The organism is Desulfovibrio faecalis (assembly GCF_053570625.1).
This window is the reverse complement of record NZ_JBRBQR010000001.1, coordinates 1,179,499-1,192,274: the sequence shown is the minus strand read 5'-3', so window position 1 is coordinate 1,192,274 and position 12,776 is coordinate 1,179,499. Positions and strand designations below refer to the sequence as shown.

7 protein-coding genes are annotated in these 12,776 nt (G+C 56.3%); 6 read left to right on the top strand and 1 reads right to left on the bottom strand.

The annotated features are described in order from the left end of the window. Positions 1-125: 125 nt before the first annotated feature. On the bottom strand, positions 126-686 hold the full coding sequence (locus ACUZ79_RS05280) for a glycine cleavage system protein R (RefSeq protein ID WP_240823931.1): 561 nt from the start codon (positions 684-686) through the stop codon (positions 126-128). Between the two features lie 381 nt (positions 687-1,067). Here ACUZ79_RS05280 and lysS point away from each other — a divergent pair, with 381 nt between their 5' ends. The 6 genes from lysS to ACUZ79_RS05250 all read left to right on the top strand — a co-directional run bounded on the left by lysS (position 1,068) and on the right by ACUZ79_RS05250 (position 12,734). Next, positions 1,068-2,573 (top strand): lysine--tRNA ligase, encoded by a 1,506-nt coding sequence (gene lysS, locus ACUZ79_RS05275; protein WP_240824206.1) that lies wholly within the window; start codon positions 1,068-1,070, stop codon positions 2,571-2,573. Between the two features lie 287 nt (positions 2,574-2,860). Beyond that, on the top strand, positions 2,861-4,954 hold the full coding sequence (locus ACUZ79_RS05270; RefSeq protein ID WP_449250914.1) for a methyl-accepting chemotaxis protein: 2,094 nt from the start codon (positions 2,861-2,863) through the stop codon (positions 4,952-4,954). Between the two features lie 427 nt (positions 4,955-5,381). Further along, complete coding sequence (locus ACUZ79_RS05265; RefSeq protein ID WP_240823929.1) at positions 5,382-6,608, top strand: lipoprotein-releasing ABC transporter permease subunit; 1,227 nt, start codon at positions 5,382-5,384, stop codon at positions 6,606-6,608. Positions 6,609-6,610: 2 nt separating this feature from the next. Further along, positions 6,611-7,297, top strand: a complete 687-nt coding sequence (locus ACUZ79_RS05260) for an ABC transporter ATP-binding protein (RefSeq protein WP_022657995.1) — start codon at positions 6,611-6,613, stop codon at positions 7,295-7,297. Beyond that, positions 7,278-10,043: an outer membrane protein assembly factor BamA gene (gene bamA / locus ACUZ79_RS05255; RefSeq protein WP_449250913.1), complete on the top strand. Its 2,766-nt coding sequence runs from the start codon at positions 7,278-7,280 to the stop codon at positions 10,041-10,043. The genes ACUZ79_RS05260 and bamA overlap by 20 nt, the downstream gene beginning before the upstream one ends. A 219-nt stretch (positions 10,044-10,262) precedes the next feature. Further along, positions 10,263-12,734: an N-acetylmuramoyl-L-alanine amidase gene (locus tag ACUZ79_RS05250; protein WP_449250912.1), complete on the top strand. Its 2,472-nt coding sequence runs from the start codon at positions 10,263-10,265 to the stop codon at positions 12,732-12,734. Positions 12,735-12,776: the final 42 nt, after the last annotated feature.

Here is a 12,776-nt window from a genome sequence, read left to right as displayed (position 1 = left end):
GGAAGGCGGTTTTGCCCTGACGCGCAAAACCGGGCGTTCAGGGGAATGTGCATCGCCTCTGAAACCGGATCACGCCATGTTTCAGACGCAGACCGGAGGGCGCATGCGCCTCGGCGATGTGAGGTCTAAAAAGAATTTACCCGATGCACAGCCTCAAAAATATCCCTGTGCTGGGCGCTGACGCGCAGATCTCGCTTCTGCCCTTCGCAGTCAAGCTCACGGCGCAGGCGGCCCATGTCAACACTGTCAGGCACCATGACTTCAAAAACAAAAAGCGCATGGTTGTTGCCGCCCTCGCCCAGAATGGCCTTGAGACTTTCAATGTTCACACCATGTTGGGCAAACACGCGGCTCATGGCGGCGATAAGACCGGGCTTGTCCGGCCCGTCGGCAGTGACCACAAAGGGTTCGCAGTGCAGGTCTGTGCCCCACTGCCCCTTGATTGCGGGCCGCACGAGGACGGAGAGATCAACCTTGGCGGATTCCAGCCCGGCGCTCAGCTTGGAGCGCAGGGTTTCCGCGTTTTTTTCCGGCGCAGCAACAACAAAGATAGCCGCAAATTCGCCGGAGAGAATGGTCTGGGTCACTTCTTCGATGTTGCAGCCGCTGTCTTCGAGAATGCGGCTGACAGAGGCCACCACACCGGGGCAGTCGCGCCCCAGAAAGGAGGCTGTAAATTTTTGCATGACGCTTTCCTTGAAAAAGCCGCCAGCTTGATCCTGACGGCGGTTGTATCGTGTAAAAGGTCTTTATATACGTAAACAGGTCAAAACTTCAAGGGGGCACAAAGCCCCGACTGGCGCGGATATAAGCCGCCGCTTGCATTGATGTTTCCTGTTGCGCCAGGGTCGCATCAACACCAGGAGCATTCAACAAATCATGATTTTACAGCAAGTTGTAGACACATTCCTCACAATCTTGACGCCCAAGCGTGAATGGCATACCGTAACGCTCCTTTCAGGTATGGGCCATTTAGGAGTCGTTACGTGGATACTCGGGAAAAGAAAAACAGCAAGCCGGCTATCAAGCTGGGTACCAAGTCGCAGCATGCGGGCTATTTTATGCCCATGCTGGAAAGTTTCGCCGCGCGCGAAGGCCTCAACGAAGTTGTCAAAAACAGAGTTGTCAAATCGTGCGACCTTTTGGATGCGGGCGTACCGCTTTTCCCCAACGACTTCCGCAAGGAACACGACGTTGCCTGGGTGCTGGACAAATTCGGCGCTCTTGAAGGCGACTCCCTGGACAGCCAGGAAGACGTGTTTGCCATTGCGGGCCGCATAGTTTCCCTGCGCTCGTTCGGCAAGGTGGCCTTCTTTCATATTATGGATCAGAGTGGCCGCATCCAGTGTTACGCCTCGCGCGAACACATGGATGAAGCAAACTACACTGTGGTCAAAAAGCTCGACGTGGGCGACATCGTGGGCGTTTCCGGCCACCTGTTCCGCACCAAGACGGGCGAACTCACCATTGCCTGCCGCAAGATCAAGCTCATCACGCGCTCCATGCGCCCCCTGCCGGAAAAATATCACGGCCTCACAGACATGGAAACGCGCTACCGCCAGCGCTACGTTGACCTTATCGTCACGCCGCGCGCGAGAGAAATTTTCTTCAAACGCAGCCTGATTGTGCGCGAATTCCGCCGCTTTATGGAAGACCATGGCTTTATGGAAGTGGAAACTCCCATGATGCAGCCGCTGGCTGGCGGCGCTGCGGCCAAGCCTTTCAAAACACACCACAATGCCCTTGATCTGCCCCTGTTTTTGCGCATTGCGCCCGAACTCTATCTCAAGCGGCTGCTGGTGGGCGGATTTGAAAAAGTCTTTGAACTGAACCGCAACTTCCGCAACGAAGGCATCGACACACGCCATAATCCGGAATTCACCATGTGCGAATTCTACTGGGCCTATGCCACGTTTGAAGACCTCATGGACTTTACGGAACAGCTTTTTGCCCATCTTGCCATGACTGCCTGCGGTACCACCGTGGTGCCCTATCAGGGCGAAATGATCGACCTCACGCCCGGCAAGTGGACGCGCCTCAGCTTCTACGATTCGCTCACTCAGGTGGGCGGCCATTCGCCGGAATTCTACAATGATTACGGCAAGGTCAAGGCCTACATCCGTTCGCGCGGCGAAAAGGCCGCCGACAGTGAAAGCCTGCAAAAGCTGCATGCCAAACTTTTTGATCTTGATGTGGAAGGCAAGCTTATTCAGCCCCACTTCATCTATCATTACCCCACGGAAATTTCGCCGCTTTCGCGCCGCAATGACGAGCATCCGGAACTGACGGACCGCTTCGAGCTGTTCATCACCGGACGCGAGCTTTCCAACGCCTTTTCGGAACTCAATGACCCTGTGGATCAACGCCTGCGCTTTGAAGATCAAGTGCGCGAACGCGAAGCAGGCGATGACGAAGCCCACAGCATGGATCAGGACTACCTGCGCGCCCTTGAATACGGCATGCCTCCGGCTGCGGGCCAGGGCGTGGGCATTGACCGCCTCGTGATGCTGCTCACCGACTGTGCCTCAATCCGCGAAGTTATTCTCTTCCCCTTGCTGCGCCCGGAAGTATAGAACGATAGGGCACTACCTTGTTTGACTGTCTGTAAAGAGTATTGACGCTCGCTTCACGAAGCGCCGCCTTATTGGCGGCGCTTTTTGTTGTTCAGCAGTTTTAACAAGATACAAACTCAGTCCGTTATAAAAAATTACCTGTCAAAAAACATTTTTGAATCAAAGGTATATACTATTGTCGCCACTGGTCGATAGTTATACTCATAAAAGTGTAAACCAAGTCCATTGGGCATGTTTTCGCGCATGGCGCATACATTTATCGCATTGGTTTGGGCGAGGAGGTTCTTATGAAAATGGGGCTGCTGAGCAAGATGCTCCTGTCCATTCTTACTCCGGCAATTGCAGGGCTGTTGCTGGTCGCAGGCGTGAGCTATAAAATTTCTGAAAGCAACTTGCGCGACCAGATTATCAACGATGCAAGAGCGCTGTTGCGCTGCCAAAGCATTGGCCTGCACGCCATGCTGAAGGTGATGGAAGAGTCGCTCTCCATGGTTGCCGCTGATAATCGTGTTATTTTATATCTTGATGCCGTCAACGATAAAATGCCTGAGGTCATGACGCGCACGCTGTTCAACGATGCGGATGCCGCACTCAATACCTTTGTGACGCTCAATTCCAACTTTGAATTTTGCGGTGTTGCCGGAAGGGAAGGAATAGCCATTGCCCACCATCTGGCGGGCGAAAAACACCCCAGCAAATCCGTGGGTGTAAGCTTTACTGACCGCTCTTACTACAAGCGCGCCATGCAAGGCCAAAAAACCATTACCGGCGTGATCAGCAAAACCACAGGCAAGGTTGCAACGATCATAGGTCTGCCCATCATGCGCGATGGCAAGCCCGAAGGCCTTGTATGGGCAGGCATCGACAACGAAAATCTCGCCCAGACAACTACAAACCAGATAGATTTCGGCACCAAGGGCGGCATCTATGCCTATGACACCAAGGGCATGATGATGCTGAACCGTGACCCCAAGGCCTTTGGGCGGGATGACAGCAAAAAACCTTATGTTGCGGAGATGCTGAAAAACCCAGAGGGGTTGGTGAGATTTACGGGTGAAGATGGGAGCAACAAGTCTGTCTTTTACCGGGCCATGCCGGAAGTGGGCTGGATTCTTTGCCTGGAAGTGGACAGAGATGAAGTGTACACGCCCACGCGGATAATGCTGGGCAACTCCATGATGTTGACTTTTGCAAGCGCCCTTGTGGTCGGGCTGATAATCTTCTTTGCTGCGCGCGCCATCGCGCGACTGCTCAGGGGCATTTCCGGCATTGCGGAATCCGTTGCAGAAGGCCGCCTTGAAACAACCCCCGCAGAAAAAGCCATGCTCTTTGCCGCAGAAAAACGCCGTGATGAATTCAGCACGCTGGCATCAGGCATGAAGCACATGGTTGGCAATATCCAAACGCTGCTGCAGGAAAGCGAGCAAAAAGCCAGAGACGCCCAGCAGGCAACGGAAGAAGCCAGGCTTGCTACCACCCGTGCTGAAGAAGCGGCCCAAAGGGCAGAGAATGCCAAACGCGAAGGCATGCTCACCGCAGCGGGTCAACTGGAAGAAGTGGTCGCCATCATCTCCACGGCCTCAAGCCAGCTTTCCGGGCAGATTGAGCAGTCGGACCAGATAGCCGCGCAGTCGGCCCAGCGCCTCAGCGAGGCCGCAACGGCCATGAACCAGATGAACGTGACCGTGCAGGAAGTGGCCCGCAACGCCTCCTCGGCCTCGGCAGTGTCTGCCGAAACGCGCACCAATGCGGAAAGCGGCGCACATATTGTGGAAAGCGCCTTGCAGAGCATCGGTCAGGTGCAAAAAGTTTCGCTGGCGCTCAAGGACGACATGACCAAGCTGAACCAGCATGCCCAGGCCATTACCCAGATCATGAACGTGATCTCGGATATTGCCGACCAGACCAACCTGTTGGCGCTCAATGCCGCCATTGAGGCCGCACGCGCTGGCGACGCCGGGCGCGGGTTTGCGGTGGTGGCCGATGAAGTGCGCAAACTGGCGGAAAAAACCATGGCCTCCACCAACGACGTGGGCAATGCTATATCTGCCATCCAGCAGAGCGCTTCGCAGAGTGTGGCCGCCATGGACAAGGCCCTGGCGGAAGTAAATACGGCCACCGAATTTGCCAACCAGTCGGGCGCCGCCCTGCGGGATATTGTGAGCAATGTGGAAGCCACTGCCGATCAGGTAAGCGCAATTGCCACCGCAAGCGAGGAGCAATCCGCTGCCAGCGAAGAAATCAACCAGTCCATCGTGCAGGTCAACGCCATGTCCGGCCAGACTTCGCAGGCAATGGGCCAGGCCACAAAGGCCGTGGCCGACCTTGCCCAGCAGGCGCGCAGACTGAGCGAACTTATTGAGGCTATGAAACGGGGCTAAAAACCGGAACAATAAAACTTGTGGATGATTAGTCTTGCCCTTGAGGACAAGATAAAAAGAGGCCCCCGGTCTGGTTTGCCAGCCGGGGGCTTTTGCCAGGTAGTTGCTCTGCGAATGGGGATATTTTCAAAAACAACACCAGACTGAAAAGAACTGGCAACAGGCAGAATGGTACAACGGGACCGTCTGTGTTCCAGCTGTAACGCCGCATACGCGCCAGTCTGGCACATTCTCCCCACCGAGGGCTGCACCGGGTACCTGCCCTTGACAAGTGCCCTGCTGCGGGACGTTTGCTCCAGGTACAGACAGTTGCGCGCTGCCTGCCAGCGGCAATCCCTGACACTATTGGCTTGCCTTGCGGCAACGCAATGTCCCAGGTCTAAAATAACTCTTGAATATCCGGGCAAGGTGGGACAATATGCCGCAAATGTCATTTGAACTATTCGTTGCCCTGCGCTACCTCTTTTCGAGGCGAAAGCAGACATTCATCTACATCATATCGATCATGTCCATTCTGGGCGTGGCTATCGGCGTTGGTGCGCTGGTGGTGGTGCTTGGCGTGTACAACGGCCTCACCACCGACATGCGCGACAAAATCCTCGGGGCCAATGCCCACGCCATTGTCATGTCCTACATCCCCTCGGCCTTTGAGAACCGCACCGACCTTCTGGATCGGGTGCGCTCCGTCAAGGGTGTGACCGGGGCAACCCCCTTTATTTACACGGAAGTCATGCTTTCCGCTGGCGGCGGCGTCAAGGGCGTGGTCTTGCGGGGCATTGATCCGAAGTCGGCCCCTGCGGTGCTTTCCATGCTGCGCCAGATGCGCGTGGGTTCTGCTGCCGATCTTGAGCGCGAAGGCGCACCAGGGCTTATTATCGGCGAGGAGCTGGCCAAGCGCCTTGGGCTTGGCATGGGCAGCCGCGTGAATCTGCTTTCGCCCTCAGGGCAAAAAACCACCTCGGGCTACGCCCCGCGTGTGCGCCCCTTTGAAGTGGTGGGCATTTTCAAGACAGGCATGTTTGAATACGATTCCTCGCTGGGTTTTGTTACGCTCAACGCGGCACGCGATGTGCTGGGCCTGCCGGAAAATTATCTTTCGGGCGTGGAACTGACCGTGGCCGATGTTTACAAGGCGGACAAAACCGCTGCCGAAGTTTCAACCGAGCTTGGCTCGCCCTTCTACGTGCGCTCGTGGATGGAAATGAACGCCAACCTTTTTGCAGCGCTCAAGCTGGAAAAAATCGGCATGTTCATTCTGCTGGCCATGGTGGTGCTCATCGGCTCTTTCTCTATTGTGACAACACTGGTCATGCTGGTTATGGAAAAAACCCGCGACATCGCCATCATGATGTCCATGGGCGCCACAAGCAGCATGATACGGCGTATTTTCATGTTTCAGGGTACAATCATCGGGGTTATCGGCACTTTGCTTGGCTATGCGTTTGGGCTTTCGCTCGGCTGGCTGCTCAAGCGCTATCAGTTCATCAAACTGCCTGAAAACGTCTATACCCTCGATCATCTGCCCATTATCATAACCCTCTCCGATGTGCTCATCATTGGCGCAAGCGCAATGCTGCTGTGTTTTCTGGCCACCCTTTACCCGGCACGGCAGGCATCGCGCCTGCAACCGGCAGAAGCCCTGCGCTACGAATAGCCATGTCAGCACTCTATACTTTTTCAAATGTGGGCAAAAAATTTGCCACACCCGGTGAAGAGACCGAGATTATCAAGGATATTAACCTGGTTGTGGAAGAAGGCGAGATGCTCGCCATCGTTGGACAGTCCGGTTCCGGAAAGAGTACCCTCTTGCATCTTATGGGTGCACTTGATACTCCAAGTACGGGCGAGATATGTTTTGAAGGGCGCAACATGGCGCTCATGAGCGCTGACCAGAAGGCTGCCTTTCGCAACAAGACTCTGGGCTTCGTTTTTCAATTTCATCATCTGCTGCCGGAATTCTCAGCCCTCGAAAATGTGGCAATGCCGGCAATTATCGGCGGTGCTAAACAAAGTGCCGTTATGAGCCGTGCGCGTGAAATGCTTGATCGCGTGGGGCTATCGGCGCGTATGGAAAGCAAGATCGCCACTCTCTCGGGCGGCGAACGCCAGCGGGTGGCCATTGCACGCGCGGTTTTTATGCGACCGCGCGTTCTGTTGGCTGACGAGCCCACCGGCAATCTGGATGAAGTTACGGGAGCGCAGGTGGGCGCTCTCATGAACGAACTCAACCGTGAATTGGGCATGACCCTCGTTGTTGTAACGCACAACCGAGAGCTGGCCGCAGGCATGGGCAGAACCCTGGAACTGAAAGCGGGGACATTGTATGAAAAGATTTTTGAATAACGTACTGTGCAAAGCCCTGTGCCTTGCCGTGCTGGCCTGCGCCACCCTGGCGCTTCCAGGTGGAGCCGTAGCGGCAGAAGGGGCACTTGTGCTTGTTCTGCCCTTTCAGGTGAACGCAGGGCCGGAAATGCCCAACGCCTCGCAGGATGTGCCTCAGGCGATTGCCGATCAGCTCAAGCAGAACGGCATGCGCACTGTTCCCATGGAAACCGCCCGCGTTTTGCAGCGCAACAGCGGTGAATCCATTGACCTTGCCACCGCGCGCGAACTTGGCCGCAAGGCCGGAGCACGCATGGTTATTTACGGCAAGTTTAACCAGCTTGGTCAGGGTTTTTCCATGGACACGCGCATTGTGCCTGTCTATGAGGGCGAAGCCGTCCCCGCCGGATTTGAGCGCAACTCGCTGACCTCGCTGAACGAGTGCGCCGCGGTGCTGGCCAAACGCGCGGCAGAAATTGCCAATCCCGCCACCGCCGCCGAGGCAGCGCCCAAAAAGAGCGATGCGCCGGCCACCCTTGTTCCCATGAATGCCCCTACCTCTGCCCACGGCGGTATTGCCGATGTGCAGGTACGCGGCATGAAGGTGCTTGACCCCGATACCGTGCTCATGCGCCTCACCATCCGCAAGGGCGACAGCCCCGATGCCACGGCCATCAACGAAGAAGTGAAGCGCATATGGGATATGGGCTACTTCAGCGATGTGCAGGCCACACTTGAAGGCAACGTGCTTGTGTTCACCGTGGTTGAAAAGCCACGCATCGACAACATTGTTGTTGACGGTTCGGACAAGGTCAGCAAGGACGATGTGCTGGCAGCCATGGGCACCAAGAGCGGCAGTGTTCTGAACGAACAGGTCCTTTCGGACGACCTCCAGAAAATCAGCGAACTGTACCACAAGGAAGGTTTTTACCTTGCCAAGGTCACCTACCGTCTTGAAGACCGTCAGGGTGGCCGAGGCGCAGTGCTGGTAATCAGCGTTACCGAAGGCAACAAGCTTTATATCAGGGACGTCAAGATTGAAGGCCTTAACAAGCTCAATCGCGGCGATCTTGACAAATACATGGCCCTCAAGACGCGCGGCATGTTCTCGTGGCTGACGGGTACCGGCGTGCTCAAGGACGAATACCTGGAGCGCGACACCAACGCCATTGCCGCCTTTGGCCTTAACGAAGGCTACGTGGACATTCAGGTGGCTGCGCCCACCGTTGAATACCGTGATGATGGCATCTACATCACATTCAACGTGCACGAAGGCCCCCGCTATACCGTGCGCGACGTGGTCTTTGCGGGCGATGTTATCGACAGCGAAGACAAGATGCTTGAAGTCGTGCAGATGGACGACTGGAAAAAGTCTGACAAGTACTTCTCCCTCACGGTCATGCAGGAAGACTCCAAACGCCTGACCGACTACTACTCCGATTACGGCTATGCTTTCGCCGAAGTGGACACCAAGGTCGTCAAGGCCGATGACGGCAGCGATCAGGTGGACGTGGGCTATGTGATCAACAAAAAGCAGAAGGTCTTCATCCGCCGTCTGTCTGTCGAGGGCAATACCAAAACCCGCGACAACGTCATTCTGCGCGAAATGCGCCTGGGTGACGGCGACATGTACGAAGGCGCCAAACTGCGTCGCTCCAACGAGCGCCTGAACCGTCTGCACTTCTTCTCTGCCGTGGATATGGAACTGATCCCCACGGAAAACGAAGACGAAGTTGACCTCAAGGTCAAAGTCAAGGAAAGTAATACCGGCGCCATCATGGGCGGCGTGGGCTACTCCAGCTACTACAGCGTGGGTGTTACCGCCTCCATCATGGAACGCAACCTCTTTGGTCGCGGATACTGGTTGCAGTTGCAGGGCTTCTTCTCCTGGCGCCGTACGTCGGGCGTGCTGTCCTTCACCAACCCGCGCCTGTATGATACCGATCTCTCCGTCGGCAACGACCTGTACTACACGCACGATTACTGGGATAACTTTACCAAGGACACCATCGGCGACACCATTCGCCTGTCGTATCCCATTGGTGAATACACCAGCATAGGCGGCGGTTATCGTCTGGAACGCTACGTCCTTTACGATGTGGACGACAACGCCTCTCCGTACATTCGCGACTACAAGGGCACCAACTGGACAAGCGCCATTTCTGGCCGCATCCTGCGCGACACTACGGACTCCAAGGAACGTCCCACCAAGGGTACCATTGCGCGCCTGTGGGCTGAATACGGCGGCGGCGGCCTCGGCGGCACAGACAACTTTATCAAGACTGTGGCCGACTGGCAGGGCTTCTGGTCCTTCAACCCGCAGAACACCATCCACGTCCGTGGCCGGTTGGGCGGCGTGTACCAGAACACCAATTCCAACGTCCCGGTGTTTGAACGCTTCTGGGTTGGCGGCATGGATACCATTCGCGGTTACTCCTTCTCCGACCTCTCGCCCCGCGACTACAAGTACAACGGCGATCAGATCGGCGGTGACCGCATGGGTGTTGCCAACGTTGAATACATCTGGACCTTCCAGAAAGAACTTGGCCTCGCTCTGGTTCCCTTCTTTGATGCTGGTTACAACATTGACAGCAAGACCATGGGCAATGACCTCAACAAATACATTGTCTGCTCCACGGGCCTTGAACTGCGCTGGCGTTCGCCCATGGGCGATCTGCGTATCGCCTACGGTATCCCGCTGGTTCAGGACTACGACAAGGAACGCGAATCCGGTCGCATAGAATTCAGCATGGGCCAGTTCTTCTAGCCCTCACTTCTGCCGCTTGCGGCAAAGATTCGGCGCGCCGGAGGCACAGTTTTCTGTGTATCCGGCGCGCTGCTTTTTTCATGCACATACCAAGGCTTATCAGCCAGCAAAGAGGGAGTTTTGCCATCTTTGCGCTGCTGGCATACAATATGCTAATAATAACGCAGGCAAAACTTTAAGAGTCAAATTACCGACACCATCATGGCAAAAGGAAAAACCGTGGCCGGAAAAAAAGCCCAGCCCAAGGCTTCCGAACCAACTGGCAACAACCAGATGCGCAGACTTGTTCCGCCTCTGGCCTTTCTGGTTGCTCTGTGCCTGATGGTCGTCTGCTTTTACGACTCCGGCTATACTTCCTTGCCGCCAACGGGCAAGCGCTACGATCTTGCCAAGGCTAATATTGAAACCCTGCGGCAGGATGAAAAACGTTCGGGCCAGCGTGAACCGTGGGAAAATCTGGCTGCGGAGTTTCGCGCCATCTATGATGCCGACCCGGGCTGGCCCAACCGCCCTGCGGCTCTGTTTCGCGCTGCGGAAAGCCTGGAAGAGCTGGCGCGACGCTCGTTTGCCAAGGCTGATGCCCGCAAGGCCATTGAGTGTTATGAAGCTGTCGCCCAGCGCCATGCTGACAGTAGGCTTGCCGATGACGCCCTGTTTCGCGCGGCCAAGTTGCGCGCCGCATGGCTTAAGGACGACAAGGGTGCACTGGCTCTGCTTGAGCGCATCAAAGCCCAGTACCCCAAGGGCGATATGATTCAGGAGGCTCAGGCCCTGGAAAAAACGCTTCAGGCTGCTGCCAATGGGCGCACCGCTCCTGAGGCGCGTCAGGTTTCCAGCACCGATGGCAAGGAACCCAAGGACGAGGCAGCTCCCGCAAAGGGGTCTTCTGCCCCCACCCCCAGTACAGCCGCATCTTCCACAGCTGGCACCACCGATACGACGGCAGGTCAGCCTGCCAAGGCTTCGGCTTTGCTACCCCTGCCGCAAGCGGAACTTTTGCCCCGTTACCGGGAAGCCAAAGCGAAAATGGATGCCCTGCGCGCCGACAAAGTCCGATCATGCTGGCGTCAGCCCTGGGAAGAACTGACCGCCGAATTTTTGCGCATCTATACCAGCCGTAAAGACTGGGCCATTTCTCCCGGTGCGCTGTTCCGCGCTGCTGCAAGTCAGGAAGCCCTTTCCGACTGTTCACACATTGCAGATGAATACCGTCAGGCGCGGGACCTCTACCTCAAGCTTGCCCAGGAATTTCCCAAGAGCGCCCTGGCTGACGACTCGCTGCTCCGCGCCGCGTCCATTGAGGCAGACCGCCTGAACCAGACCTCAGAGGCTCTGGAACTACTCGACGCTATTATGGCCCTCTATTCCGGCGGTGATATGGTGGCAGAAGCGCAAACCCTGCGCAACCGCCTCACAGGCGCGCCTGGCGCCACAGCCAGCAAGGCTGGCAATGCGCCGCAGGTTGCCCGCCCGGTGGTTCAGTCCCTTTCCTGGAATTCGCTGAGCAAAAACAGCGTGGAGATTGTTCTTGAGCTGAGTGCCCCGGCCCGCTACACGGCAAAGCTGAACACTGGCAGCGCCAAAGGCAAGAACAAGGCTGAGCAGGCATCTTTACATGTGGCTCTGGAAAATGCCTCTGTGGAAAAGGATATTCGCAAGGGCGTGAATATCCGGGGCAGCCTCTTCAAGGGCATGAGCGTGAGCGACAGCAAGGGTGGCGAAACCGTGCTGCAATTCAATTTTCAGGATGCGCGCCGCTTTGATGCCCGTACAGAAACCAATCCTTGCCGCATTATCCTGCGGGTGGCTGGCGGCAGTACGCAGTTACCCCCTGTCAGCAACGCAAAAGCCGGATTTGCCGATGCGCAACCCGCAGCGGAAAATCCGGCAACGCTGGCTGAAGCCAGCGGCACCCCGCCCGCAACACCACCTTCGCCGCGTCTGGTGCGCGATATGGCCCGCCAGCTCGGCCTGACGGTGCGCACGGTATTCATTGATGCCGGACACGGCGGGCGCGACCCAGGCACCAATCACAACGGAGTGCTGGAGCGCATCGTATCCCTTGACGTGGCCCTGACCCTGGGACGGCTGCTTGAGGCCAATGGCCTGGAGGTTGTCTACAGCCGCACTGCCGACAAGCATATCTCGCTGCGAGAACGCACCACCATGGCCAACGCCGCCGGGGCTGATCTCTTTGTTTCCATCCACGTTAATGCCAATGATGATCCTTCCGTGCAGGGCTTTGAAACGTATTACCTCGATATTGCCAGTAATCCTGAGGCAGCGCGCCTTGCCACCCTTGAAAATGCTGACGGCGACCACCGACTCGGAGATATGCAGAAAATGCTCGCCGATGTCATGCTCAATGCAAGGGTGGACGAATCACGTCATCTGGCGCAAGATATTCAGCGGCTTTCACAGTTCCGTTTGAAGCGCCGCCAGTATGACACAAAGGATAATGGCATCAAATCTGCGCCATTTATTGTTCTGCTTGGCGCACAAATGCCCGCAGTACTTGTGGAAATTGGTTACTGCACCAACAGGGAAGAAGCGGCAAGGCTTCTTACGCCCAAATACCGCATGACCCTGGCCGAGGGGCTTGCCGAGGGCATTCTTGCGTACAAGGACAAGCTTCTTAAGCGCAGGACTGTCCAGAATTCCTTGACGCAAGAAGGCGCTGGTGCTATGTGAGGCAAGTAATTTCAACTACGTGTCCCCGGCCTGCATCATAGC